The organism is Halopseudomonas sp. (genome assembly GCF_036961105.1).
In the GTDB taxonomy this organism is placed as follows: domain Bacteria; phylum Pseudomonadota; class Gammaproteobacteria; order Pseudomonadales; family Pseudomonadaceae; genus Halopseudomonas.
Genome location: NZ_JBALWW010000006.1, coordinates 38435 through 65034 on the forward strand (window position 1 = coordinate 38435; position 26600 = coordinate 65034).

The 26600-nt window shown below is 61.7% G+C and carries 25 protein-coding genes and 1 riboswitch; of the genes, 23 read left to right on the forward strand and 2 right to left on the reverse strand.

Annotation, left to right across the window (positions count from 1 at the left end):
* Positions 1–273 precede the first annotated feature (273 nt).
* The 15 genes from V7756_RS08400 (at position 274) to V7756_RS08470 (ending at position 14386) form a co-directional block, all read left to right on the forward strand.
* The gene (locus V7756_RS08400) at positions 274–1563 is read left to right on the forward strand and encodes a nitrate- and nitrite sensing domain-containing protein (protein WP_335609708.1); all 1290 of its coding nucleotides are present in this window, start codon (positions 274–276) and stop codon (positions 1561–1563) included.
* Between the two features lie 91 nt (positions 1564–1654).
* Positions 1655–1881, forward strand: a riboswitch (cobalamin riboswitch).
* Positions 1882–1999: 118 nt separating this feature from the next.
* Entirely contained in the window at positions 2000–3805 is a 1806-nt protein-coding gene (btuB, locus tag V7756_RS08405) for a TonB-dependent vitamin B12 receptor (RefSeq protein ID WP_335609709.1), read from the forward strand.
* Positions 3806–3914: 109 nt separating this feature from the next.
* Positions 3915–4490, forward strand: coding sequence for a hypothetical protein (locus tag V7756_RS08410; protein ID WP_335609710.1), 576 nt, complete (start codon positions 3915–3917; stop codon positions 4488–4490).
* Complete coding sequence (gene cobO / locus V7756_RS08415; protein ID WP_335609711.1) at positions 4487–5101, forward strand: cob(I)yrinic acid a,c-diamide adenosyltransferase; 615 nt, start codon at positions 4487–4489, stop codon at positions 5099–5101. Before V7756_RS08410 ends, cobO begins: the two co-directional genes overlap by 4 nt.
* The gene (locus V7756_RS08420) at positions 5098–6390 is read left to right on the forward strand and encodes a cobyrinate a,c-diamide synthase (protein WP_335609712.1); all 1293 of its coding nucleotides are present in this window, start codon (positions 5098–5100) and stop codon (positions 6388–6390) included. Before cobO ends, V7756_RS08420 begins: the two co-directional genes overlap by 4 nt.
* Entirely contained in the window at positions 6387–7049 is a 663-nt protein-coding gene (bluB, locus tag V7756_RS08425; RefSeq protein WP_335609713.1) for a 5,6-dimethylbenzimidazole synthase, read from the forward strand. The genes V7756_RS08420 and bluB overlap by 4 nt, the downstream gene beginning before the upstream one ends.
* A 4-nt stretch (positions 7050–7053) precedes the next feature.
* Positions 7054–7842: a cobalamin-binding protein gene (locus V7756_RS08430; RefSeq protein ID WP_442908983.1), complete on the forward strand. Its 789-nt coding sequence runs from the start codon at positions 7054–7056 to the stop codon at positions 7840–7842.
* Positions 7839–8750: an adenosylcobinamide-phosphate synthase CbiB gene (gene cbiB / locus V7756_RS08435; protein WP_335609714.1), complete on the forward strand. Its 912-nt coding sequence runs from the start codon at positions 7839–7841 to the stop codon at positions 8748–8750. Before V7756_RS08430 ends, cbiB begins: the two co-directional genes overlap by 4 nt.
* A 22-nt stretch (positions 8751–8772) precedes the next feature.
* Positions 8773–9768 (forward strand): threonine-phosphate decarboxylase CobD, encoded by a 996-nt coding sequence (gene cobD, locus V7756_RS08440; RefSeq protein WP_335609808.1) that lies wholly within the window; start codon positions 8773–8775, stop codon positions 9766–9768.
* Positions 9765–11249 carry a cobyric acid synthase gene (locus tag V7756_RS08445; protein ID WP_335609715.1) on the forward strand — a complete coding sequence of 495 codons (1485 nt, stop codon included), beginning with the start codon at positions 9765–9767 and terminating at the stop codon, positions 11247–11249. Before cobD ends, V7756_RS08445 begins: the two co-directional genes overlap by 4 nt.
* Positions 11250–11287: 38 nt before the next feature.
* On the forward strand, positions 11288–11809 hold the full coding sequence (cobU, locus tag V7756_RS08450) for a bifunctional adenosylcobinamide kinase/adenosylcobinamide-phosphate guanylyltransferase (protein WP_335609716.1): 522 nt from the start codon (positions 11288–11290) through the stop codon (positions 11807–11809).
* A complete protein-coding gene (gene cobT / locus V7756_RS08455; protein WP_442908979.1) occupies positions 11806–12861 on the forward strand; it encodes a nicotinate-nucleotide--dimethylbenzimidazole phosphoribosyltransferase in 1056 nt (351 codons plus the stop codon). Before cobU ends, cobT begins: the two co-directional genes overlap by 4 nt.
* Entirely contained in the window at positions 12858–13436 is a 579-nt protein-coding gene (locus tag V7756_RS08460; RefSeq protein ID WP_335609717.1) for a histidine phosphatase family protein, read from the forward strand. Before cobT ends, V7756_RS08460 begins: the two co-directional genes overlap by 4 nt.
* Positions 13433–14167: an adenosylcobinamide-GDP ribazoletransferase gene (locus V7756_RS08465; RefSeq protein WP_335609718.1), complete on the forward strand. Its 735-nt coding sequence runs from the start codon at positions 13433–13435 to the stop codon at positions 14165–14167. Before V7756_RS08460 ends, V7756_RS08465 begins: the two co-directional genes overlap by 4 nt.
* Positions 14168–14239: 72 nt before the next feature.
* Entirely contained in the window at positions 14240–14386 is a 147-nt protein-coding gene (locus V7756_RS08470) for a hypothetical protein (RefSeq protein ID WP_335609719.1), read from the forward strand.
* Between the two features lie 88 nt (positions 14387–14474).
* Here V7756_RS08470 and V7756_RS08475 read toward each other — a convergent pair whose 3' ends face one another.
* Positions 14475–15506 (reverse strand): AraC family transcriptional regulator, encoded by a 1032-nt coding sequence (locus V7756_RS08475; RefSeq protein WP_335609720.1) that lies wholly within the window; start codon positions 15504–15506, stop codon positions 14475–14477.
* A 192-nt stretch (positions 15507–15698) separates the two neighbouring features.
* On the opposite strand from V7756_RS08475, the gene V7756_RS08480 reads away from it, so the two are divergent.
* Together V7756_RS08480 and V7756_RS08485 are read left to right on the forward strand one after the other, a co-directional pair.
* Entirely contained in the window at positions 15699–17735 is a 2037-nt protein-coding gene (locus V7756_RS08480) for an NADPH-dependent 2,4-dienoyl-CoA reductase (RefSeq protein ID WP_335609721.1), read from the forward strand.
* Between the two features lie 241 nt (positions 17736–17976).
* Positions 17977–18831, forward strand: coding sequence for a hypothetical protein (locus tag V7756_RS08485; RefSeq protein ID WP_335609722.1), 855 nt, complete (start codon positions 17977–17979; stop codon positions 18829–18831).
* Here the strand turns inward: V7756_RS08485 and V7756_RS08490 are convergent, their stop codons facing one another.
* Positions 18832–19773, reverse strand: a complete 942-nt coding sequence (locus V7756_RS08490) for a DUF1853 family protein (protein WP_335609723.1) — start codon at positions 19771–19773, stop codon at positions 18832–18834.
* Positions 19774–19898: 125 nt separating this feature from the next.
* Here V7756_RS08490 and V7756_RS08495 point away from each other — a divergent pair, with 125 nt between their 5' ends.
* The 6 genes from V7756_RS08495 (at position 19899) to pepN (ending at position 26503) form a co-directional block, all read left to right on the forward strand.
* A complete protein-coding gene (locus tag V7756_RS08495) occupies positions 19899–20783 on the forward strand; it encodes an NAD(+) kinase (RefSeq protein WP_335609724.1) in 885 nt (294 codons plus the stop codon).
* Between the two features lie 6 nt (positions 20784–20789).
* Positions 20790–21752: a metallophosphoesterase gene (locus tag V7756_RS08500; protein ID WP_335609810.1), complete on the forward strand. Its 963-nt coding sequence runs from the start codon at positions 20790–20792 to the stop codon at positions 21750–21752.
* A 7-nt stretch (positions 21753–21759) separates the two neighbouring features.
* The gene (locus tag V7756_RS08505; RefSeq protein ID WP_335609725.1) at positions 21760–22599 is read left to right on the forward strand and encodes a rhomboid family intramembrane serine protease; all 840 of its coding nucleotides are present in this window, start codon (positions 21760–21762) and stop codon (positions 22597–22599) included.
* 43 nt (positions 22600–22642) lie between these two features.
* The gene (locus tag V7756_RS08510; protein ID WP_335609726.1) at positions 22643–22909 is read left to right on the forward strand and encodes a YeaC family protein; all 267 of its coding nucleotides are present in this window, start codon (positions 22643–22645) and stop codon (positions 22907–22909) included.
* Positions 22909–23766, forward strand: a complete 858-nt coding sequence (locus tag V7756_RS08515) for a DUF2797 domain-containing protein (protein WP_335609727.1) — start codon at positions 22909–22911, stop codon at positions 23764–23766. The genes V7756_RS08510 and V7756_RS08515 overlap by 1 nt, the downstream gene beginning before the upstream one ends.
* Before the next feature lie 79 nt (positions 23767–23845).
* Positions 23846–26503 carry an aminopeptidase N gene (gene pepN / locus V7756_RS08520; protein WP_335609728.1) on the forward strand — a complete coding sequence of 886 codons (2658 nt, stop codon included), beginning with the start codon at positions 23846–23848 and terminating at the stop codon, positions 26501–26503.
* The last annotated feature ends 97 nt before the right edge of the window (positions 26504–26600 follow it).

Here is a 26600-nt window from a genome sequence, read left to right on the forward strand (position 1 = left end):
GTCTTGCACTGCAGGTTGTCGCCGGGCTAGCGCTGGAGGGCTCAGTGAGTCGCCATCAGCTGTAGCTGGTCCGCCGTCTGGTCCGCCGTGTTGGTGCCCTCGTGCGAGGCGCGCTCCATAGCTTTAGAAGAACAAGGCCTGGTTAAGTTCGTACGATTTTCAAGACGGCGGGCATCTGCCATGCCAGCTCGTGCGCCCATTTCTCCCTCGCTGCTGCTGGCACAAGTATTGCTGCAGCTTCCCTGTGCCAGTCATGGTCATGGGAGGAATGGTATGTCGACTGCTCTGGAGTTCATGCTGGCAGCGCGGCGCAGCGAAATGCAGGGGCTGCAGGCGCTGGCGGTTACCTGCCAACTGGTAGGCGAGATCAGCCAGCTGGTGCATGCGCTGCAGCGCGAGCGGGGCTTTTCCAATATGTATCTGGGCGGCCAGGCCGAGCGCTATCGCAGGTCGTTGGATACCTTGTCCGGAGATGCCACTCGCTGCGAACAGGCTGTGCGCAAGGCCTTTGATGGCATGGATCTGGAGCGCAGCTGCGGTGCCGAAAAGGCACGCCTGTTTACCCGGGTGGCCTTTGTGTTGCATGGGCTGGACGGCTTGCCCACCTTGCGTCGCCGGGTGCGCGAACAGCAACTGGACGCGCAGGAGGCCACACACGGTTTTACCCGCCTGATCGCGGGCCTGCTGGCGGTGGTGTTTGAAGCGGCAGACAGCGCGGTAGATCCGCGCATTACCCGAGCGCTGGTGGCGTTGTTCAACTTCATGCAAGGCAAGGAGTTGGCCGGTCAGGAACGCGCTGCCGGGGTCTGCGGCTTTGTCGCCGGCTATTTTGAGCAACCGCAGTGCAGCCGACTGGGGTTTCTCGAAGAGGCGCAGCAGCGCTGTTTTGATACCTTCCTGGAGTTTGCCGAGCAGGACACCCGGGCCGCATGGGCAACCCTGTGCAGTGGCGAGTTGATGGGTGAGATTGCGCGCTTGCGTCAGGTGGCGCTGCGTACCAGTGAGCAGAGCCAGGTGCAGAGCAGTATGGGCGAAGTGTGGTTTGAGCTTACCTCGCAGCGCATCGACAGCATGAAGCAGGTGGAGGATCAATTGGCCGAGCGCCTGCAGAGCCTGTGTGAGCACAAGATCCAGCAGGCCAGTGCCGATCTGGACAGTCAACGCCGCCTGACCCGGCGCCTGCATCAACTGGACGAGGAGGGTAACGCCCCCGCCGCGCGCCTATACAATGTGCAAGCCACCGAGCTGGAAGCACTGCCGGGCGAGCGTATCGGTAATCACATGCAACGCTCTGTGCTGGAACTGGTGCACGAACAGACGGTGCGCCTGCAGCACCTGCACGATGAGCTAGACGCCGCGCGTCGCAGCCTCAGCGAGCGCAAGTTGATCGAACGCGCCAAGGGCGTTCTGATGACCCGGCAAGGGTTGAATGAAGAGCAGGCGTTTCGGGCTCTGCAGGGCGCAGCGATGGAGCGCGGCCAAAAGCTTATCGAGGTCGCCCAGTCGATTCTCAACTACAACGAACTCCTGCAACCCTCTGCGCAGCAGACGCAGGCGCGTTGAAGCCCTGCACGCTAGTGGCGCACGGGCCTCTGCTGCTGCGCCTTATGCGGGCGCCAGGGCTCGCGGTTGACGCTTTCGGGCAAAGTCACTACTCTTCACGCCTGCTTCAGGTTCCCTCTATTCAGAGAGGGTGAAACTGGGAAGCCGGTGCGTCTGCCAATGCAGACAATTCCGGCGCTGCCCCCGCAACGGTAAGCGATGTTCGCCACAAGGCGATGCGCCTGAGAAAACCACTGTGCTGTGCATGGGAAGGTTCAGGTCGCAGGATCCAATGATCAACGCGCAAGCCCGGAGACCGGCCTGATGCTATTCACAACAGTGCGGTGGGCGCTGTAGGTGCGCGGCCCTCGCTATGCTTGTTGCCGTTCCCCTGCCTCCGTCACTGTGTATCTCAGTCAGAGTCGTGCGGGTGGGTACGACGGAGCAACCAAGCAGTATGAAAACCTTTCTTCGTGCCCCAGTGGCGCTCGGCCTCGTTGGCCTTTCTTCCCTGTCCTTTGGCCATACGGTCAGTCTTGAAGACCAGGTGGTAACCGCTACGCGGACCAGCCAGACCAGCAGCATTGCCGCAACCACAGTGTTTGAGCGCACCGACATTGATCGCTTGCAGGCTACCAGTGTCGAGCAAGTGCTGCGCCGTGTGCCTGGTATCAGCATCAGCAATAACGGCGGTCCCGGTAAAACTACCTCTGTGAGCATCCGTGGCAGCAGCGACAAGCACGTACTGGTGATGATCGACGGTGTCCGTATTGGTTCGGCGACCTCTGGCGTGGCTGCATTGCAGAACCTCCCGGTCGAACAAATCGAGCGCATCGAGGTGGTGCGTGGGCCGCGCTCCAGCCTCTACGGTTCCGACGCGATCGGCGGCGTGATTCAGATCTTCACCCGCAGGGGCGATGGCGGCGACCCCAGCCCGTATTTTTCTACCACGGTAGGCAGCGCCCAGCACCTGGCCGGCACAGCGGGTATTTCCGGGGGCAGCGACCAAGCCTGGTACAACCTGGGCGTGAGTAGTCTGAAAACCGAAGGCATAGACGCGCGACCTTCGCGCGAGCGTGATCACGACGGGTACCGTGAACTCTCTGGCACGCTTTCCGGTGGCTATCGCTTCGACAACGGCCTGCTGATTGACGCCAACCTGTTGCGGGTGGAGTCGCACAATGATTACGACTCGGGCTTCAAGGCCAATGCCGACGGTGTGTTGAGTGCCTACGGTGCACGCGCGCGTTTCTCCCCGGCGAGCATCTGGGATGTAACCCTGCAGGTGGGTCGCAGTGAAGATGACAACAAGACCTACTCGGGTAGCACCGTCAACAGCCGCTTTGATACACAGCGAGACAGCGCCAGTTGGCAGAACGATCTGCGTATCGCCGAGGGACAACTGGTCACGCTGGGCTATGACTGGCTCGAAGACCAGATCAGCAGCAGCGTGAGCTATGCGGAGCAAAGCCGCTACAACCACGGTCTGTTCGCGCAGTATCTTGGTCAGGCCGGCAAGCATGACTGGCAACTGAGCCTGCGTCACGACGACAACCAGGCTTACGGCGAGCACACCACCGGCAGTATTGGCTACGGTTTTGCCCTCACCGACAGCATCAGTTTTGCGGCGAGCTACGGTACCGCCTACAACGCACCCACCTTTAATCAGCTTTACTACCCGGGCTTCGGCAATCCCGCGATCGAGGCAGAAACTTCAAAGAACATCGAGGCCGGCGTGCGCGGGCAGCACAATTGGGGCAGCTGGTCGGTCAACGCGTTCAACAACGATATCGACAACATGATTTCAACAGTAACCGTAGCCGGCGTTTCCCTGGCGGAAAATGTCGACAAGGCTGAGATCAAAGGTCTTGAGTTCGAACTGGTAACCCAGCAACTGGGCTGGAACTGGCAGACCAACCTGACGCTGCAGGACCCGAAAAACCGCTCTTACAAGGCGAGCGACGGTGATCTGATCAGACGCACCCCCGAGCAGATATTCAACCTCGACGTCGATCGCCGCTTTGGCCGCGTTGGGTTGGGCGCGACCGTGCATGCCGAAGGCCGGCGCTGGGACGATGCGGCCAATACCAAGGATATGCCTGGTTACAACACCGTCGATCTGCGGGTCGAGTACTGGCTGAGCCATGACTGGCGCCTGCAGGCGCAGGTCACCAATGTGTTTGATACCGATTACGAAACCGTCGAGAGCTATCAGCAACCGGGTCGCGCAGGCTATCTGACGCTGCGTTATCAGGTGCTCTAGCGTCGGCGAGGGTAAGACGCTTGTCGGTTCACTGAGATGGGCCGACATCAACAGACGTCTGTAGCCACAAAGGCTGCAGGCGTTTTGCTGTTTCAATGAGGAGAACAATATGCTGAACCTGTCCAGAACCACTCAGATTTACCTCGGCATTGCCCTGGTGGCCCTGATGGCCATGACCCGTGGCAGTCACTTTCCGCTGCAGAACCTGCCCAGCGCTTCCTGGGCGGTCTTTTTCCTGGCGGGGGTGCTGCTGCGGCCCAAGTGGGTTTTCCCGCTGCTGTTTGCCGAAGCGACGCTTATCGACGTGGCCAGCGTAGGCTGGATCAATGCCGGTCACCATTGCATGAGCGTGGCCTACTGGATGCTGATTCCGGCCTACGGCGCGCTCTGGTTCGGCGGCCGTCTGTACGCTGGCTGGCATCGTGAACAGGCCGGCTCGCTGGGCATTCTGCTACCGGTCATGGCGCTGAGCGCACTGGTCTGCCATCTGTTTTCCAGCGGCGGTTTCTACTTTTTTTCCGGCCGCTATGAAACACCCACGCTGCTGGGCATGGCTGAACGCACCGCGCACTATTATCCGCAGTACCTGAGCACCCTGGCGCTTTATGTCGGCATTGCCGTGGTGCTGTACGTGGGCGCCCGCAGTGCGCAGGCCTTGCTCGGCAAGCAGAGCCCGCAGGCATGAGTGAGCAGGACCCGTCGCGCGACGAGCGCCACCGCCAGCGCATGCAGCGCAAGAAAGCGGTGGTGGATGAAAAGATCGCCGTCGCGCAGCACGAGCGCGGTGTGTTGCTGGTGCTCACCGGCAACGGCAAGGGCAAAAGCAGTTCGGGTTTTGGCATGGCTGCGCGCGCCCTGGGGCACGGCATGCGCATTGGCATCGTGCAGTTCATCAAGGGCGCCAAGAGCACTGGCGAGGAGAACTTTTTCCGCCGCTTCCCGGATGAGGTGCGTTACCACGTGATGGGTGCCGGGTTCACCTGGGAAACCCAGGACCGGCAAGATGACATGGCCAAGGCACAGGCCGCCTGGGCGGTAGCCGTAGAGCTGATGCGCGATCCGCAGGTGGCACTGGTGCTGCTGGACGAGCTGAATATCGCACTCAAGTACGGATACCTGCAGCTGGACCAGGTGATCGCCGATATTCAGGCACGGCCAGCCGAGCAGCATGTGGTGGTGACCGGGCGCGGTGCGCCGGCAGCCTTGCTGGAGGTGGCCGATACCGTCACGGAGATGGGCGTGGTAAAGCACGCGTTCAAGGCCGGGATCAAGGCGCAGAAGGGGATCGAATTTTGAATAATAGGGAATGTCCGGCAGTACTGATTGCAGCGCCTGCCTCGGGGCAGGGCAAAACCACCGTCACCGCAGCGCTGGCGCGCATGCATCGGCTGGCGGGCAGGCAGGTACGGGTATTCAAGTGTGGCCCCGACTTTCTCGATCCCATGATCCTGGAAGTGGCGAGCGGCGCGCCGGTGCATCAGCTCGACCTCTGGATGGTGGGATTGGAGCAGTCTCAGCGGCTGCTGTGGGAAGCCGCCGGCGAGGCCGATCTGATTCTGATTGAAGGCGTCATGGGGCTGTTCGATGGCACGCCCTCGGCAGCTGATCTGGCACGTCAGTTCGGGGTGCCGGTACTCGGGGTGATCGACGGCTCCGGCATGGCGCAGACCTTTGCCGCCATGGCCTTCGGTCTGGCGCATTTTCAGCCCGGCTTGCCCTTTGCCGGGGTGCTGGGCAACAAGCTGGGCAGCGCCCGTCATGGCGAGATTCTGCGCGATAGTTTGCCGGCGGACATCCGCTGGTTTGGCGCTTTGCCGCGCTCGGCAGATATCGCACTGCCCAGCCGGCATCTGGGCCTGGTGCAGGCTGCGGAACTGGCCGATCTGGAGGCGCGTCTGGACGCCGCGGCGGCAGCATTGGCCGCCAGCGTCAGCGATGCGCTGCCAGCGCCGGTCAGCTTTCGCGCTCCCCTGGCACAAGACATCGAGCCACTGTTGGCTGGCGTCAGCGTCGGGGTGGCGCGCGACGCCGCCTTTGCCTTTGTGTATCAGGCCAACCTTCAGCTGTTGCAGGCGATGGGGGCAGAACTGGTCTTTTTCTCGCCATTGAACGATAGCGGACTGCCGGAGGTAGACAGCCTTTACCTGCCCGGCGGCTATCCCGAGCTGCACGCCGCGCGCCTGGCCGGCAACAGGTCGATGCAGGCAGATATTGCCGAACACTATCTGATGGGCAAGCCAATTGTTGCCGAGTGCGGCGGCATGCTCTATCTGCTCGACAGTCTGACCGATCTGCAGGGGGAGCGCTTCGAGATGTGCGGCTTGCTGGAGGGCAATGCAACTATGCAGCAGCGTCTCAGTGCCCTGGCGTTGCAGGCGGTAGACTTGCCCGAGGGCCGCCTGCACGGACATACCTTTCACCATTCGCAGCTCGAGAGCCAGCTGCAACCGCTGGCGCGCGGCGAATGCCCCAACTATCGGCGCACGGCCGAAGCGGTCTATCGCATTGAGCGCTTGACCGCGTCCTATATCCATTTTTATCTACCGGGCAATCCGCAGGCTGCCGCTGCGCTCTTTCTTCCATGAGCCAGCCGCATGCTTATTCCGTCGAAGAGCGTGAAGCCCTTTATCGGGCCATTCGCGAGCGGCGGGATATGCGCCATTTCAGCGGCGGGGAGGTAGCAGATACCGTGTTGCAACGTCTTCTGCTGGCCGCGCATCAGGCGCCCAGCGTCGGTCTGATGCAGCCCTGGCGCTTCGTTCGTGTGTGCAAGCCGGCATTGCGTGAGCAGATTCATCAGTTGGTGGAGCAGGAACGAGAGGCCACCGCAGACGCCCTGGGTGAGCGCCGGGATGAATTCATGCGTCTGAAAGTGCAAGGTGTGCTGGACTGCGCCGAACTGCTGGTGGCGGCGTTGCCGGCAGGGCGTGACGCGCATGTGTTTGGCCGCCGCACACTGCCGGAGATGGATCTGGCCTCGCTGGCCTGCGCGATTCAGAATATGTGGCTTGCCGCCCGAGCGGAGGGCCTCGGCATGGGGTGGGTATCGCTGTTCGATCCGCAGGCATTGGCTGAATTGCTGCACTTGCCAGCGGGTGCCAAACCGGTAGCAGTGCTTTGCCTGGGGCCGGTGGCCGAATTCTATCCGCAGCCCATGCTGGTGCAGGAGCGCTGGGCACAGCCGCGCAACTTGTCCGAGCTGCTGTTTATTGATCAATGGGGAGCCCTGCGTGATGAAAACTGATGCCATGAGCGGGCCGCAACGTATCGTCTGCCTGTCCACCGAGACCTGCGAGGTGCTCTATTGCCTGGGTCAGCAGGAGCGCATCGTGGGCATTTCCGGCTTTACCGTGCGGCCACCGCAGGCGCGCAAGGAAAAGCCCAAAGTGGCAGCCTTCACCAGCGCCAAGAGTGACGAGATTCTCGCGCTCGAGCCGGATCTGGTGCTCGGCTATTGCGATCTGCAGGCCGGCATTCTAGCCGACCTGGCGCGCGTGGGGCTGGAGGTGCATCTATTCAACCAGCGCAGTGTCGCCGGCATTTTGCGTATGGTCTCGACGCTGGGGGCGCTGGTAGGTGTTCCCGAGCGTGCCGCCACGCTGATCGCCGAGCTTGAGGACGGCTTGCTGCAGGTTCGCAATGCCAGCAGCACTGGGCCCCGCCCGCGGGTGTACTTCGAAGAATGGAATGAGCCGTTGATCTCCGGCATCGGCTGGGTCAGTGAGCTGATCGAGCTGGCTGGCGGCGAGGACTGCTTTAGTGAGCTGGCGAGTCACCCCAGTGCCCGCCAGCGCATCATTGCCGACCCGCAGGAAGTGGTGCGCCGCGCCCCGGACATCATCATCGGTTCCTGGTGCGGCAAGCGCTTTCGTCCCGAACAGGTGAGGGTACGTGAGGGCTGGGACGCCATACCGGCGGTGCAGACCGGGCAGCTGCACGAAATCAAGTCGGCGGATATCCTGCAGCCCGGTGTCGGTGCGCTGACCGATGGTGTGGACCAACTGGCGCGCATCATCGCTCAGTGGCGCGCGGCATGATCGCGATATTGCCGGCGGCTCTGCTGGGCGTGCTGCTGGATCGCCTGCTGGGTGAGCCGGCGCGCTGGCATCCGCTGGTGGGCTTTGGCCGCTGGGCGCAATACCTTGAGGGCAGGTTCAACCGCCAGCGCAGCATTTTCAGCGGCGCCCTGGCCTGGAGCCTGGCGGTACTGCCCTTTACGCTACTGGCCTACTGGCTGGCCGCCGTGCCCTTGCTGGGTTGGGTTTTCTCCGTATTCTGCCTGTACCTGTGCCTGGGTGGGCAAAGCCTGGTCGCGCATGCCAAGCCCATAGCGCAGGCGTTGCAGTGCCATGACCTGCCGTTGGCGCGCGAGTTGGTAGGGCGTATTGTCAGCCGCGATACGCGCCAGCTGGACGAGCAGGGCGTGGCGCGGGCGACCGTGGAGTCGGTGCTGGAGAACGGTAGCGATGCGGTATTCGCGGCGCTCTTCTGGTTTCTGCTACTGGGCGCGCCGGGCGTGCTGCTGTACCGGCTGAGCAATACACTGGACGCCATGTGGGGTTATCGCTCACCCCGATTTCTGTTGTTTGGCCGCAGTGCAGCCCGGATCGACGACGCGCTCAACTATCTGCCGGCGCGGCTGGTCGCGCTGAGTTATTGCCTGTGCGGTAGCGCCCGCACTGGCTGGCGCAGCTGGCGTACGCAGGCCGCCGCATGGGATAGTCCCAACGCCGGACCCGTGATGGCGGCTGGTGCTGGGGCCTTGGAATTGCGCTTGGGTGGCTCTGCTATTTATCACGGCGAGGCGGTAGAACGGCCGGTGTTGGGATGCGGCGCGGCACCGGCCGCAGCGGATATCGTGCGTGCGCTGCAACTGGTGCACCGCAGCCTGTGGCTGTGGTTGCTTGTAGTAATGCTGCTCTGGGGACTGGCTGAACATGGATGAGCGGAGCCTTGAGCCTATGGGCATGCTGGAACACGGCGGGCGCTTGCAACGCGCCGCCCGCGACTTTGGTATTCCCCTGGCGCAGTGGCTGGATATCTCGACCGGTCTGGCCCCTTATCACTGGCCGTTGCCGCCGCTTCCCGCCGGTATCTGGAGCCGATTGCCGGAGCCCGAAGATGGCTTGTGTGACATGGCGGCGGCGCACTACAACGCGCCCAGCGCCTTGCCGGTGGCCGGCTCGCAAGCAGCAATCCAGGCGCTGCCCCTGCTGCGCAGCCGCTGCCGCGTGGGCATTCTGGAACCCACCTATGCCGAGCACCGGCGGGCGTGGCAGCGTGCCGGGCACGAGGTGGTGAGTGTGCGGGTGAGCGAACTGGAGCAGCAACTGGAACAACTGGATGTGCTGGTGGTGGTTAACCCCAACAATCCCACTGGCGCAGTCGTCGCCCCGCCGTTGCTGCTCGACTGGCATCAACGGCTGACCAGTCGCGGAGGCTGGTTAGTGGTAGATGAGGCCTTTGCCGATGCTACGCCGGACATCAGCCTGTCGTCCTTCAGTCATCTTCCGGGTCTCATAATACTGCGCTCATTCGGCAAGTTTTTTGGCCTGGCCGGTGTGCGGCTGGGTTTTGTGCTGGCCGAAGAAGCACTGCTGGGCAGGCTTGAACAGCAGCTCGGTCCCTGGGCTGTCAGTGGGCCAGCCCGGGCCGTCGGTATGGCGGTACTCGCCGATCAGGGTACGCAACAGCTCTGGCGCAGCCGGCTGCAGATGGATAGCAGGCGTCTGCAAGCGTTACTGGAGCGCAGCGGCCTGCCGGGCGATGGCAGTTGCCTGTTTCAATGGCGCGCGCTTGCGGCTGATCAGGCGCGCAGGTTGTACCTGAGCCTTGCGATGCGCGGCGTACTGATACGTCTGTTCCCGGACATTGCCGGGGTGCGCTTTGGTCTGCCGGGCAGTGACGCGCAGTGGAAGCGGCTGGAGTCGGCCTTGTCTGAAAGTTCCGAGGAATGGGTATGAGCAGTTTGATGGTTCAGGGTACGACCTCGGACGCGGGCAAGAGCACGCTGGTCAGCGCGCTCTGCCGCTGGCTGGTGCGCCAGGGCGTTAATGTCGCGCCGTTCAAACCGCAGAACATGGCGCTGAACGCGGCGGTAACCGAGGAGGGTGGCGAAATAGGCCGCGCCCAGGCGGTGCAGGCCCAGGCCGCGCGTATCCCGGCCCACACCGACATGAACCCCATTCTGCTCAAACCCAACAGCGATGTTGGAGCTCAGGTCATCATTCAGGGCCAGCCCATCGGCAACATGGATGCGGTCGCCTACCACGCCTATAAGCCCGTTGCCATGCAGGCAGTGCTGGCGGCGCATCAGCGCTTGAGCGCGCGTTACCCGGTGGTGGTGGTGGAAGGTGCCGGCTCACCGGCCGAGATCAACCTGCGCGAAGGGGATATTGCCAATATGGGGTTTGCCGAGGCGGTGGATTGCCCGGTGATCATAGTGGCGGATATCGACAAGGGTGGCGTCTTTGCCCACCTGGTGGGCACCCTGGAGCTGCTCTCGGCCAGCGAGCAGGCGCGGGTCCAAGGTTTTGTCATCAATCGCTTTCGCGGTGATATTGCGCTGCTGGAACCGGGCCTGCGCTGGCTCGAAGCACGCACGGGCAAGTCGGTGATCGGCGTGCTGCCTTATTTGCAGGATCTCCATCTGGAGGCCGAGGATGCTGTCGACACCCGCCAGGCACCAAAGCGGCAGGAATGCCTCAAGGTAGTAGTACCGGTGCTGCCGCGCATCAGCAATCACACCGACTTTGATCCCCTGCGCCTGCATCCCCAGGTGGAGCTGCAATTTGTCGGTCCGGGGCAATCGATACCGCTGGCTGACCTGATCATACTGCCGGGCTCCAAAAGTGTGGCTGCAGACCTTGCCTTTCTGCGTGAGCAGGGTTGGGAATCGGCGCTGCAACGCCATCTGCGCTACGGTGGCAAACTGCTGGGTATCTGCGGCGGCTTCCAGATGCTGGGCGCTGAACTGGCAGACCCGCTGGGCCTGGAAGGCCCGCCAGGTAGCGTGCCTGGCCTGGGTCTGCTGGCGATGCGCACTGAGCTGCAGGCGGCCAAGCAACTGACCAATGTCACCGGCGTGCTGAGCCTGGGACAGGCGGCGGTGAGCGGGTACGAAATTCACGCCGGCGTCAGCCTGGGCGCGGCACTGGAAAAGCCGCTGGTGCAACTGTCAAGCGGCCGCCGCGATGGCGCGCTGAGTGAAGACGGGCAGGTGGCGGGCTGTTATCTGCATGGGTTGTTCGAGCAGCCGGCAGCGCAACAGGCGATCCTGCGCTGGGCAGGGCTGACGCAGGCCGAAGGTCTGGATTATGCTGCGCTGCGCGAACGCGACCTTGAGCGCCTGGCTGATCTGGTCGAGGCGCATCTGGATACGGCGATGCTGCGTCGGCTTTGTGGTCTGAACCCTGGAATCAACGTCATGGAGTCGGAATCATGAAGAGTGAACCATGAAGTCTGAGCTTGGGAGTCTGAAGCGTGCATGAGTTGATCCTGGGGGGCGCGCGTTCGGGCAAGAGCCGACTCGCCGAGCGTTTGGCAGTGGAGTCCGGCTTGCCGGTCACCTATATCGCCACCTGTGAGCCGCGTGATCGGGAAATGGCCGAGCGCGTGGCCCAGCACCGTGCGCAGCGTCCCGCAGAGTGGGCTCTGGTGGAAGAGCCGCGGTCGCTGGCGCAGGTCTTGCGCGAGCAGGCCGCGCCAAGTCGATGCCTGCTGGTCGACTGTCTGACATTGTGGCTCAGTAATCTGCTGCTCAGCGATGACCCTCAGCACTGGGCTGTTGAGCGCGAGGCGCTGTTTGCCGCTCTGCCGGGGTTGCCTGGGCGGGTGATCATGGTCAGCAACGAGACGGGGCTGGGCGTGGTTCCCATGGGGGAGCTGAGCCGGCGGTTTGTCGATGAATCCGGTTGGCTGCATCAGCAGTTGGCCGCACACTGTGACCGGGTTGTGGTCTGTATTGCGGGATTGCCGCAGACCTTGAAGGGAGAAAAGGTGTGAACGGAGCTTGGTGGCAGACAAGGGCGCGGGACGCCGACGCAGGTAGACGCGCGCAGGCATTGGCGCGCCAGACACAATTGACCAAACCGCAGGGCGCGCTGGGGCGTCTGGAGCAGCTTGCGGTTAACCTGGCGGGCTTGCAGGGGCGCAGCCAACCATCGATGGAGCGCATCTGGATATCCATTTTCGCAGCTGACCACGGTATCGCTCAGGAGGGCGTGTCTGCGTATCCGCAGGAAGTCACCGGGCAGATGCTGGCCAACTTTGCCGGCGGCGGCGCTGCCATCAATGTGCTGGCGCGTCATCTCGGCGCCGAACTCGAATTGCTCAACCTGGGGTTGGTGGACGAAAGCGGTCCCCTGCCCGGTGTGCGGCAACTGAAGATTGCAGCCGGTACCAACAACTTCCTGCACGCGCCGGCCATGTCCGAGGTGCAATGCGCCCACGCCCTGCTGGCCGGGCGAGAAGCAGTGCTGCGCAGTAGCGAAAAGGACACCGACCTGTTCATCGGTGGCGATATGGGGATCGGCAACACCAGCAGTGCCTGCGCACTGGCTTGCCTGCTGCTGGATATGCCGGCGGTGCGTCTGGTAGGCGCCGGCACCGGCATGAAAAATGGCGGGCTGCAGCACAAGACCCGGGTGATCGAAGCCGCCCTGAAGCTGCATCGACCGCATATATCCTCCCCCCTAGAGGCGCTGGTGCGGGTCGGCGGGCTGGAAATTGCCGCCCTGGCCGGCGCCTACATGGCTGCCGCGCAGGAGGGCATACCGGTACTGGTGGACGGCTATATCTGCTCCGCCGCCGCGCTCTGCGCGACGCGCATGAATCCGAGCATCATTCCCTGGCTGCTCTACAGTCACCGCAGTGCTGAACCCTGTCATCAGGAGTTGCTCGACGCGCTGGACGCCGAACCCCTGATCGCTCTGGAGATGCGCCTGGGTGAGGCGAGCGGCGCTGCGGTAGCAGTGCCGCTGCTGCAAAGCGCCTGCCGACTGCACAATGAAATGGCTACCTTCAAGGAAGCGGCGGTCTCGGGCAGCCTGTTTTGACCCTGTATCTGGAATGGCTGCGCCACGGTGAGACCGAGCTGGGCGGCGGACTGCGCGGCAGCCTGGATGACGCGCTCACGGCGGCGGGTTGGCAGCAGATGCAGGCCGCTGTGGCGCAGGCCGGCGATTGGCAGCGCATTGTCAGTTCACCGCTGCAGCGCTGTTCCCGTTTCGCTGAACAGCTCGCGGCGCGGCTGGAACTGCCTTTCGAACATTGCGCGGACCTGCGTGAACTGCACTTCGGCGAATGGGAGGGGCTGCACCCGCGCGACTTGATGCTGACCCAGGCAGATGAACTCGGACGTTTCTGGGCTGATCCCTATGCCTTTACGCCGCCCGGAGCTGAACCCTTGCGGGCCTTCTCTCAGCGTATAGACGCGGCTTTGCAGGGGTTGTACGAGGCGTACGCCGGCGAGCGGTTGCTGGTAGTCTCGCACGCCGGCGTGATGCGTCTGCTACTGGCGCGTGCGCGTGGTCTGGCCCCGGCAGCACTGTTGCAAGTGGTGGTCGGTTATGCCGAGCGCGTACGTCTGGATTATCACCCAGAGCGCGGCCTGACAGAGCTACCGGCATGATGCCCTTCGCCCTGGCACTGCAGTTTCTCACGCGCTTGCCGGTGCGCCTGCGCCGCGCGCCCAGCGCAGAGGAAAGCGCCGAATCGCTGCTCTGGTATCCACTGGTGGGCGTGGTGCTCGGGCTCTTGTTGTTGCTGGGTAATGTCCTACTGAGCGGCGTGGATGTGTCGCTGCGCGCTGCTCTGTTGCTGGCTGCCTGGGTCTGGTTGAGTGGCGGCCTGCATCTGGACGGCCTGGCCGATACCGCAGATGCCTGGATCGGTGGCTACGGCGATCGCGAACGCACCCTGGCGATCATGAAGGATCCGGCCTGCGGACCCATTGGGGTGCTGGCGCTACTGCTGTGTCTATTGCTGAAATACTGCGCGCTGGCGCTGCTGCTGCAGCACCAGCTCTGGAGTCTGTTGCTGGTTGCGCCCTGGATGGGGCGTTGTCTGTTGCCGCTGCTGCTGCTGACCACGCCCTACGTGCGGGCCGGTGGGCTGGGCGAGAGCCTGACCCGCGCCATGCCACGCCAGCGTTTGCAGTGGGTTTTGCTGGGCAACGCCGTTGTCTTGCTGTGTTTTGGCCTGGTCGGCCTGCTGGCGTTCATGACGGCTATCGTCCTGACGCTGCTGGCGCGTCGCCTGCTGCTGCAGCGTTTGGGTGGCACCACTGGTGATACCGCCGGCGCGCTGTTGGAGGTCGCCGAATGTACGGTTCTGGTAGTGGCGGCCGTAGTGTTAGCTTGATCACAATTCTGTGCCAACCCGGTGCTGGAGTTGAACTTTTGCCGCTAGTCTTTCATCTGAATGTCATCTGGCATGGCTAACGTAAACCTTGCGATAGCAGTATGTCAGAACCGCCAAGAAGAAAAGGGAGGCGATATGAGCGACTATATTGAAGAGTTGATTGAACTGCAGGCGCAGCAACGTGAAGATGAAGTGGTAGAAGACGCTGAAGAGATGTAATTCTCTTCATGCGTTTTCTACAAAGAGAAAGTAGGTGGCTGTTTCCTCTCGTTTTTTCCTGTCTCGTCATCCCCGCATTTATCTGTTATCAAATCGACTCCTGTGCGTTGCGTGCCAGCAATAGGGCACGGCGGTAGCTACCGGGCGCTGACCCGCTCCAGCGTTTGAATGCCCGCTGAAATGCCTCCGGTGAGGAAAATCCCAGGAGAAAGGCGATCTCGCCCAACGCCAGCTCGGTGTCTCGAATGTAGCTGACCGCCAGGTCGCGGCGCATTTGGTCGATGATGTCCTGGAAGCGGGTGTGATCCTCCTGTTGCAGACGCCGGCGCAAGGTCCAGGAGGGCAACCCCAATTCCCGCGCGACTTCGTCCAGGCTGGGTAGCCGTTGATGAAGCTGCGGCGCGACAATGCTTTCGACCCGTTCGCGCAAGGCCCTATGGCGGGTCAGTTCCTGTAAGCGTTGGTCGCACAAGGACAGCAGGTGCTGATAATGGCCTGGCGCGCTCTGCAGCAATGGCAGCTGCAGGCTGCGCGGCTCCCACACCAGCTGATTCTGGCTCTGGGAAAACAGCACCGGGCATTGAAATACCTCTTCATAGCGCGCTGCATAAGTAGGCGCGGGAAACTCGATATGCACTTCGCGCAGTTGCGCCTGTGCGCCAGTCAGTTGTCTGGCGGCTAACGCACGTGCTGCCAGGGCAGAATCCACGACAAACAGGTTGAACATGTTGTAAGGCGCGATGGAGTAAAAGCGCAGCGCCGGAATTTCAAAACTGGAATGCCCGCGATAGTTCTGGCTGGTCAGGCGTTCATATCGAACCATGACCTCGAAGGCTTCGCCGAGCGTGGGGGCGCACTGCGCGGTCATGCCAGCCAGGCCCAGGTGGCTGAGCTGGCTATGGTTGCCCATCAGCAGTCCAATGGCGGGGTTCTGTGTGTAACGGATGGCGGCATTGCCCAGGCGCATGAAGCGCGCAATGCTGATGCGTGCGTGGGGCTCGCTGAGCAAGGCGTCGGTAATGCCGAAGCGGCGCAGCAGGGGCGCAGGGTCCAGCTGCAGCTGCTGAATAGCCGCGCGCAGGCTGAGCAGATAGCTGACAGAGATGTCGCCGAGTTTCATGGGCATAGCTCTACAAGTGGCCCGCGAAGGGGGAGCGGTGGCTACGGGATTGTAATTCAAGGTTATGAATGTGTCATTTAAGGTGATTGAGCGGCATCCCGCCTGGGCCTATTGTTCTGGCCATAACAGGCTCCGGGCAGGTACCCGCGGGCCTATTCGATGTGATGCCGCCTGATGATGCCGGAGTAAACCATGACTGCACATACGCTCTATCCCAACCTGCTGGCCCCGCTGGATCTGGGCTTTACCACCTTGCGCAACCGCACCCTGATGGGCTCGATGCATACCGGGCTGGAAGAGCGCCCCCATGGCTTCGAGCGCATGGCGGCCTATTTTGCCGAGCGCGCGCGCGGCGGCGTAGGCCTGATCGTAACCGGTGGCATCGGGCCCAACGATGAGGGTTGCGTAGCTCACGGTGCGGCCAAGATGAGCACGCCCGAAGAAGCCGAGCAGCACAAGATAGTGACCGCAGCGGTACACGAGGCAGGCGGCAAGATCTGCATGCAGATTCTGCATGCCGGCCGCTATGCCTATAGCCCCAAGCAGGTGTCGGCCAGTGCGGTGCAGGCGCCCATCAATCCCTTTACGCCGAAGGAGCTTGACGAGGCGGGCATCGAGAAGCAGATCGCCGATTTTGCCCATTGCGCCGCGCTGGCCAAACAGGCCGGCTATGACGGTGTTGAGGTAATGGGCTCGGAAGGTTATTTCATCAACCAGTTCCTGGTCAGTCATGTCAACAAGCGTACCGACCGCTGGGGTGGCAGCTATGAGAATCGCATGCGTTTGCCGGTAGAGATCGTCAAACGGGTGCGTGAGGCAACCGGCGACGATTTCATCATCATCTATCGTCTGTCGATGCTCGACCTGATTGAAGGTGGCAGCACCTGGGGTGAAGTAGTCATGCTGGCCAAGGCCATTGAGCAGGCCGGCGCCACCATTATCAATACCGGCATCGGTTGGCACGAAGCGCGTATTCCCACTATAGCCACCAAGGTGCCGCGTGCGGCCTTCGCCAAGGTGACCGCCAAGCTCAAGGGCGAGGTGAGCATTCCGCTGGTCACTACCAACCGCATCAACACGCCTGAGGTAGCCGAGCAGGTCCTGGCCGAGGGCGATGCCGACATGGTGTCCATGGCGCGCCCGTTTCTGGCCGACCCCGAATTTGTCAACAAGGCCGCGGCTGGCAAGGCCGACGAGATCAATACCTGTATCGGCTGCAACCAGGCCTGCCTGGACCATACCTTCGGCGGCAAGCTGACCAGTTGCCTGGTCAACCCGCGCGCCTGCCACGAGACCGAGCTGAACTACATAGCTACCACCAGCGTCAAGAACATTGCCGTGGTGGGCGCTGGCCCGGCTGGCCTGGCGGCAGCAACGGTTGCGGCCGAGCGCGGCCATCAGGTAACGCTGTTCGATTCCGCCGAGCAGATTGGCGGTCAGTTCAACATTGCCAAGCTGATTCCTGGCAAGGAAGAGTTTTATGAAACCCTGCGCTATTTCAGCAAGCTGATCGAAAAAACCGGCGTGCGCCTGCAGTTGGGCCGGCGAGTTGATGCAGCTGATCTGGCCGAATTCGACGAGGTGATTCTGGCGACCGGTATCAAGCCGCGCACGCCGGATATTCCCGGTATCGATCATCCCAAGGTCATCAGTTACCTGGAGGCGATCCAGCAGCGCAAGCCGGTAGGGCAGAAGGTAGCGGTGATTGGCGCCGGGGGTATTGGCTTCGATGTATCCGAGTTCGTTACTCACCAGGGGGTGAGCCCGAGTCTGAGTGTTGAGCTGTTCTGGAAAGAGTGGGGTATCGATCCTGAGCTACAGGCGCGCGGCGGGATTGCCGGCATTCAGGCTCAGCCGCATGCGCCGGCGCGCGAGGTCTATCTGCTGCAGCGCAAGGCGAGCAAGGTCGGCGATGGTCTGGGCAAGACCACCGGCTGGATTCACCGTGCCGGGTTGAAGAGCAAGCAGGTGCAGATGCTCAATGCGGTGCAGTACCTGAAAGTCGACGACGCTGGCCTGCACATTCAGATCGGCGAGTTAGGTGAGCCCAGGGTGTTGCCGGTAGATACCATCATTATCTGCGCCGGACAGGAGCCGCTGCGCGAGTTGCAGGAGGTATTGCAGGCGCAGGGCAAGCCGGTGCATCTGGTGGGTGGTGCCGACGTGGCCGCCGAGCTGGACGCCAAGCGGGCGATTGATCAGGGCTCGCGTCTGGCTGCGGCAATCTGAGTTTGTTCTGCCGGCACCGCAGCTGTACCGCTGCTGCGGTGTCGGTCTTCCCGTTTCACGGCTTTCGTCTCCAGCCCGCGCCACCTCTGCCATGACGATTTTATGCCAGCAGATAGGCTGCTTGCCAAATCGATCACATAAGGTCATGAACCTTTTCCCTACACTTGCTGCCTTACAGGCGTGCGGGATGCATTTGCCGGAAAAAAGGCGCAGAGTATTGAGCAGGGCAAGGAGATAGATGATGAGCACAGCAACACGGCCAATGCTCACTGAGGCGGTGATGTTCTTCTCGGAGCGCGGCATCTGCAAGGAGATGTTGTTCCCCGAGTTTGAAGCATTGCTGGATGGCCTCGTGGCGTCCCCCGAATTCGCCGATGAAACCGTCGAAGCGGTATTCGTACAGATCAACTCGCGGCTGCAGGTTCGCGCAGCGGTGTTCTTTACGCTCGACTTCGATCTGGACGGTTACGTCAACCGCCTGTGGAACATGCCGCTGCGCCAACTGGCGGAGAAAGCCGAGCGCGGTCCGGACATGGGCGGCGGTCCTATTCGCCTGGTTTGTCTGGGCTACAACAAACTGCCCAATTATCGCCCCCTGCTGTGGAAACCCGGCCAGCGCGCCGGTACCAATGATCTGGCCCTGGTGAAGGACGCGGTGACGCGCAATTCTCTGGGTATTCTGGGCGATGACGAAGAAGCCATCAGCATACTTTCCCCGGAACGCCTCCAGGTCGCCGCCGAAGATACCTGGTACGGCAGTGGCGTAATCATTGATCCGGACAACACCACGCTCCTGCCTATCGAATCCAGCGCCCCGCACAGCGATGAACTTGACGATGTGCTTGAGCAGCACGCACTGGAGGTTCGCGAGTACCAGCGCCAGATCGAGTTGCTGAGTAATCGTCTCAAGGCGCTGACCCTGGAAAAGGATCAGGCGCTTGCCGAGCTCAAGGGCACCCACGCCGATCACCTGGAAATCGTCCAGGGTGAACTGCTCGATATCAAGCAGGAGCTGGCCCAGCAGCAGAAACTCAATGTTGCGCTGAAACGCGACCTGGTGAAACTGCAGAGCCGCACCTCAACCGATATCGATTGATCAGGCCGGCCAGCCGTCAGCTACACAAATCAGGCGGTCTGCGCGGAGCGGCTGGTATTCACCCGCCGGGTCTGCGCGGATAAACATCACCGGCTGCAGTGCTCTTGCCTTCTCAAATACACTGCTCATTTGCGCCGGACTGAAGAGTTCTGCCTCTTCCGGCCTGGGCGGCATCAGCCAGTGCTTGTGCGGTAGCGCTATCCATTTGCTATTTGCTGGCAGCCATAATTCAACTTCACTGCGGTGACACCATAACCGATCTGCTGGCTGAGCGGCCTGCACGCAGGCCGGCGGCATGCGCTGCGCTGCCGACTGGAACAGACAGCCCTGTAGCCAGGCGGCGGAACAATCCGGCTGCGGCAATGCCCCGGGGTAATGGCTGAACAGCTCTGATTTGCCGCCGCTCTGCAAATGACGGCCAAGCGGTAGTTGGTGTTCCTTGAGGCGCTGAATCTTGCGCGCCAGCTGATCGCTCGGGTCAGGGCCCCACCAGAGCGCGGCATCACTGCAATCGGCATTGCTGTCTGTCTCTTGCAGCTCCGGTCTGCCCAGATAGAACTTGATCGCCAACTCCAGATGTACGATCTCGCCATTGGCGGCACGAATGACCAGATCCAGCTCGCCAAGAGTGCGGCCAGCTTCGCGCAGCGCCAGGTTGTGCGCCAGAATCTCCACGTCGGGCGCCAGGCTCAGCAAGGCGTGCCACAGGCGCTCGTAGTAATTGCCCAGACGGCGGTCGCGGGTCTGTGCCAGCAAGGCCGGCAGTTGGCCAGGCTCGGCGTCCAGTCGCTGCAAGGCTGCCAGCAACTGCTCGGGGTACCGCCGCCAGACGGAGTCTCGCAAGGGATCGCGCAGCGGTAGAGCAACCTCGGTCAACAGCGGGCCGCTGAAGGCGAGCCAGGCCAGGTCGCGTACCATGGGGTGAGTGAAATCCGGCAACATGTATCAGGTCCTGATTTGCCAGCGCAGGGCCGGCTGCGGAATAATCGCCATTCCAGAAGAGGATGTAGTCCGGCCAGTGTCTGTCATGTCCGGTCATCTCTCAAGCGAACAAACAACGAGGTGCTATGGACCAGTTCCGCAATATCGGGCTAATCGGCCGACTCGGCAGCGGGCGGGTGGTGGATACCCTCAAGCGTTTGAAGCGCTTCCTGCTCGATAGCGGACACACCGTAATCCTGGAGGATGCGGTGGCTGACCTGTTTCCGGGCCACCAGCAGCAGGTGTGTTCGCGCAAGATGATGGGCGAGATCTGCGACCTGGTGATCGTGGTGGGCGGCGATGGCAGCCTGCTGGGTGCCGCGCGGGCGCTATGTCGTTACAACATCCCGGTGCTGGGAGTGAACCGCGGCGGTCTGGGCTTTCTCACCGATATTCCACCGGACGAGCTGGAGCACCGGGTAGGCGAGGTGCTGGCAGGACAGTACATGGTCGAGACGCGCTTTCTGCTGGATGCCTTTGTGCGCCGTGGTGAGGAGCAACTGGGCACCAGTGAAGCGCTCAATGATGTGGTGCTGCATCCGGGCAAATCGGCGCGGATGATCGAATTCGAGCTCTACGTTGACGGCCAGTTTGTCTACAGTCAGAAATCCGATGGACTGATCGTGGCAACGCCTACTGGCTCTACCGCGTATTCCCTGTCCGCTGGCGGCCCCATCATGCACCCCAAGCTGGACGCTGTGGTGCTGGTGCCCATGTTCCCGCACACGCTGTCCAGCCGCCCCATAGTGGTGGACGGCAACAGTGAGCTGAAAATCATCATCTCCAAGCAGAACGGCATCTATCCGCAGGTCAGCTGCGATGGGCAGGTGCACATTTCATGCGCGCCGGGTGACAGTATCACCATCCGCAAGAAGCCGCAGAAGCTGCGTCTGCTGCATCCGCTGGACCATAATTTCTACGCCATCTGCCGCAGCAAACTGGGATGGTCCAGCCGTCTCACGGATCAGTAGATGAGTGTGCTGGAGAGCGAGCGCGGTTACGACATTATCGGCGACGTGCATGGGTGTGCGCGTACCGTCGAGCGTCTGCTGGAGCAGATGGGTTATCAAAAACAGGCCGGGGTCTGGCAGCATCGATCACGTCAGGCGCTGTTTCTGGGCGATATCATCGACCGCGGGCCGCGCATCCGCGAGGCGCTGCATCTGGTGCGGGATATGGTGGAGGTCGGCAGCGCGCGTTGCATCATGGGCAATCATGAGTTCAACGCGCTGTGCTGGGCCACACCGGCGCCGGCAGACAGCGACCGCAGCTTCATGCGTGAGCACAGCGAACGCCATCGCCGTCTGATTGGTGACACCCTGGATCAATTCGCCGCCTGGCCGGACGAATGGCAGGCCTTTCTGGACTGGTTCTATGAACTGCCGCTGTTTCTCGACTGCCAGGAAATTCGCCTGGTGCATGCCTGCTGGGATGATCGGCTGATCCAGCCATTTCGCGCCCAGCACCCCGATGGCTGTATCGACGAGGCGTTTCTGCTGGCCAGTAGCCGCTGGGGCAGCTTTGAGTCGCAGACGCTGGACCGCCTGCTGCGCGGCACCGACATGCGCCTTCCCGACGGCCTTACCATGACCGGCAAGGATGGTTTTACCCGCGGCTCTTTCCGTACCAAGTTCTGGGAAGAAGCTCCTCGGACTTACGGTGATGTGGTGTTTCAGCCCGATGCCTTGCCCCATGACATAGCGGCGCTGGCACTCTCAGATGAACAAAAGGCGGCATTGCAGATCTATGTTGCCGAGGACCCGATTCTCTTTGTCGGTCACTATTGGCAACAGGGCTACCCGCAGCCGATCCGGCCCAATCTGGCCTGTCTGGATTACAGTGCGGTCAAGTACGGCAAGCTGGTGGCCTATCGATGGGATGGCGAGCGGCGGTTGAATCCGGATCATTTTGTTTGGGTAGATGTACCCCATTACGCCTGAGGCATGCATGCAACGAGCGCTGAGTTGTCCCTTGGAAGAAGACCTGCGGCCACTGGTGCGCTTTCTGCGTCAGCGTGGCGTGGTTCACCGGGTGGTGGAGGAGAACGGCAAGCAGGTGCTCTGGGTCGTCGATGAAGCCACCGCAGAAATAGTTCGCGCGCTGCATCGGGGCGGGGTGGAGCAGTTACCGCGCGGTCCAGTGGACGGTATCCGGGAAACTCCCACGCGGGCCTACTGGCGGCAATCGCCGCGGTTGATCCCGATCACCCTGGCAGTGCTGGTGGTGACAGCACTGGTAGCAATTTTTACCGGCCTGGGCAGCGATCTGCGGCAAGTGGTCATGCTGACCTATACGCCGCTGGAGCCCACTGGCCACCTTGCCGCCCAACCCGACATGAGTCAGTGGTGGCGGCTGATTACCCCCATATTCATCCATTTTGGCATGCTGCATCTGGCATTCAATGCGCTCTGGTACTGGGAGCTGGGTCGGCGCATCGAGATGCGCTCCGGCGGCCTTTGGCTACTGGGTCTGACCCTTTTGATCGGCGTGATTTCCAACACCGTGCAATGGTGGTGGAGTGGTACGGCGGGGCTGTTTGGCGGGCTGTCCGGAGTACTTTACGGCCTGTTGGGCTATTGCTGGTTGTACCAGTTGATCGCCCCGAACGTCCATTTTGCGCTGCCCAAAGGCGTGGTGGTGATGATGCTGGCGTGGCTGGCGTTGTGCATGTCCGGCCTGGTCACCCTGTTGGGGTTTGGCGCCATCGCCAACGCTGCGCACCTCAGCGGTCTGCTGGTCGGCTGCCTGCTCGGCAGTATCGCCGGAGCGCTGCAGCAACGCCGGTGACGGGTTACAATAGCGCCCATTTACACCTTTGGCCGGAGTACGGATGACCACTTTCATCGACATGCTGCGCAATATCACCCCGGATGTATATGCTGCTCTCAAACTGGCCGTGGAAATCGGTAAATGGTCCGATGGGCGCAGATTGACCCAGGAACAGAAAGAGCTTTGCCTGCAGGCCATGATTGCCTGGGAGCAGGACAATCTTCCGGAAGAAGAACGTACCGGTTACATGGGGCCGCAGGCCTGCAAATCCGAAGGCAAGGAAGTACCCAATATTCTGTTTTCCACCGGTTCGGACACCCTGCACTGATGTCGTTGCCGGAATTGCAGGGCCCCGAATTACAGGGCAGTGTGCGCAAAATGCTGGGCGCTCTGAGTGACCCATCAAGCCCGGTGCAATACCATTTGCCGCTGGGCGAACAGCAGGTTGCACTGAATGCGGCCATAGGCAAGCAGATACGTCTGCAGGCGCTGGGCGTGATCAACTGCGTGCATTGCGGCCGCAAGACCAAGAAGAGCTTCAACCAGGGTTACTGCTATCCCTGTTTTGCCAAGCTGGCGCAGTGCGACAGTTGCATCATGAGTCCGGAAAAATGCCATTACCATCTGGGCAGTTGCCGCGAGCCGGCCTGGGGCGAGCAGTTCTGCATGACTGATCATGTGGTGTACCTGGCCAACTCGTCTGGCCTGAAGGTAGGTATTACCCGCGCCACCCAGATTCCTACCCGCTGGATTGATCAGGGCGCCAGTCAGGCGCTGCCGATTCTGCGCGTTGCCACCCGGCAGCAGTCGGGTCTGGTGGAGGATCTGCTGCGCCAGCACGTGGACGACAAGACCAATTGGCGCGCGCTGCTGCGCGGTGAGCCCGAGCAACTGGATCTGATAGTCGAGCGCGAGCGTCTGCTGGGGCTGGCCGGGGAGGGCATAGCTGCGCTGCAGGCGCAGTATGGCCTGCAGGCCATTCAACCGATTACCGGTATCGAGCCCCTGCAGATTCGCTATCCGGTGGAGCAGTACGTGGCCAAGCCCCAGTCGGCCAATCTGGACAAGGTGCCCTTGCTGGAGGGCACACTTTTGGGTATCAAGGGTCAATATCTACTACTCGATACCGCCGTCATCAATATTCGCAAATATACTGCCTATCAGTTGGCCTTCAGCGTCAACTGACAGCGCGTTTTCAGGACTGCCGCGCCAGCGCGGCGGACGGGATTTTCATTTCCCGGCCACGGCCGGAGCGGGGCACTGCATGCGTACCGAACAACCCAAGACCATTTACCTGAAAGACTACCAGCAGCCCGACTACTGGATTGATGAAACCCAGCTGACCTTCGAGCTGTTCGAGGATCACGCCCTGGTGCATAGCCGTCTGAGCCTGCGCCTGAACACTGACAAGCCGGCCGTCGCAGGCGACCAGCCGCCACTGGTGCTGGACGGACAGTTGCTAGAGCTGCTGACGGTCGAGCTGGACGACCAGCCGCTGAGCGCGGCCGACTATCAGGTTGACGACGACAGCCTGCGCCTGCAACCGCGCAGCCCGAGTTTCGAGCTGGCCATCACCACGCGGATCGAGCCGCAAAACAACACCGCGCTCGAAGGACTCTACAAATCCGGCGGCATGTTCTGCACTCAGTGCGAGGCTGAGGGTTTTCGCAAGATCACCTACTACCTCGACCGCCCGGATGTGATGAGTCGCTTCACCACCACAGTGGTTGCCGATCGCGGTAGCTACCCGGTGCTGCTCTCCAACGGCAACCCCATCGCCTCCGGCGAGCACGAAGGCGGGCGCCACTGGATCAGTTGGGAAGATCCGTTCCCCAAGCCGGCCTACCTGTTTGCCCTGGTAGCCGGCGATCTGTGCCTGTTGCAGGACAGCTTTACCACCATGAGCGGCCGGAAAATCGACCTGCGTATCTATGTCGAGCCGGAAAATCGCGAACAGTGCGACCACGCCATGGATAGTCTCAAGCGTTCCATGCGTTGGGACGAAGAGGTTTATGGCCGCGAATACGATCTGGATATCTTCATGATCGTAGCGGTCAACGACTTCAATATGGGGGCGATGGAAAACAAGGGGCTGAATATCTTCAACTCCAGTTGCGTGCTGGCGCAGCAGGACACGGCAACCGATATGGCCTTTCAGCGCGTCGAGGCCGTGGTGGCGCACGAGTACTTTCACAACTGGTCGGGCAATCGCGTGACCTGCCGCGACTGGTTCCAGCTGTCGCTGAAGGAAGGTTTTACCGTGTTCCGCGACTCCGAGTTCTCTGCCGACATGAACTCGCGCACGGTCAAGCGGATTGAAGATGTCACTTTCCTGCGTGCCAACCAGTTCGCCGAAGACGCTGGCCCCATGGCCCACCCGGTGCGACCGGATTCCTTTATCGAGATATCCAACTTCTACACCCTGACGGTCTATGAGAAAGGCGCGGAAGTGGTGCGCATGCTGCATACCCTGTTGGGGCCAGAGGGCTTTCGCCAGGGTACCGATCTGTACTTCGAGCGCCATGACGGCCAGGCGGTCACTTGCGACGACTTTATCCAGGCGCTGGAAGACGCCAATGGCGCGGACTTCAGCCAGTTCAAGCGCTGGTATAGCCAGGCCGGTACGCCGCGCCTGGATGTGGCCAGTCAGTACGATGCCGCGCGGCGCGAGTACCGCCTGAGTTTCCGTCAGCATTGCCCGGCTACGCCGGGGCAGAGCGAGAAGTTGCCGCAGGTCATTCCGGTGCGCATGGCATTGCTCGACAGCAAGGGTGGGGAATTGCCACTGCAACTGGCTGGGCAGACAGATGCTCTGGGCACTGAAACCGTGCTGTCGGTCACCGAGGCCGAGCAGGAGTTCGTGTTTGCCAATGTTGATCAGGAGCCGCTGCCCTCGTTGCTGCGTGGCTTCTCCGCCCCGGTCAAGCTGAACTACCCCTACAGTCGCGACGAGCGGGTATTTCTCGCCAAGCACGATCCTGATGGTTTCAACCGCTGGGAAGCGGCCCAGAGCCTGGCGGTTGAGGTGCTTCAGGGATTGGTGGAGATTCATCGGGCCGGGCGCCCACTGCACCTGGATCAGCGTCTGGCTGAGATCTACCGTACGGTGCTGGCCGATGCCGAGCTGGATGCGGCGATGGTAGCCGAGATCATTCGCTTGCCGTCCGAGGCCTACCTGGTCGAGTTGGCTGACACTGCCCACGTGCAAGCCATCCACTTTGCCCGTGAATGGCTGCGCACCGAGCTGGCGCGGGTGCTCAAGATTGAGCTGCAACAGCGCTTCGACAGTCTGCCGGCAGGAGGGCAGTACAGCGCCAGCGCTGCTGCCATGGCCGCACGCAGCTTGAAGAACACCTTGCTGGGGTACCTGATGCTGACCGAGGATCCGGCGGTCATGCAGCTGTGTGTTCGTCAGTTTGTGGAGGCCGACAATATGACCGACCGGCAGGCGGCGCTGGTGGCACTGGTCAACTCGCCCTTCGAGCAGCAGCGCAAGGCGGCACTCGAGCATTTTGCCGAGCGCTGGGCGGCCTATCCGCTGGTAATGGATCAGTGGTTCAGCATCCAGGCCGGCAGCACGCTGCCGGGCGGGCTGGAACGGGTGCAAGCGTTGATGCAGCATCCGTTGTTCACGCTGCGCAATCCGAACAAGGTGCGGGCACTGATTGGCGCCTTTGCCAACCAGAATCTGGTCAACTTCCACAGGGCTGATGGCGCCGGTTATCGCTTCCTTGCCGAACGCATCATCGAACTGGACAGCCTCAATCCGCAGATCGCGGCGCGGCTGGTCACGCCGCTCAGCCGCTGGCGCAAGTTTGCCGAGGATCGCCAGCAGCTGATGCAGCAGGAGCTGGCGAGGATTCTGGCGACCGAGAAGCTATCACCTGATGTCTATGAGGTGGTCAGCAAGTCACTGGCATGAGCCGGTGATGGTGGCAAATTGCCCCTCGATAGCACCAAGAGGGGCTTGAGTTAAATCGCGATAAATGAGTTACTTCGTCAGCGCAAGGCCGACATAT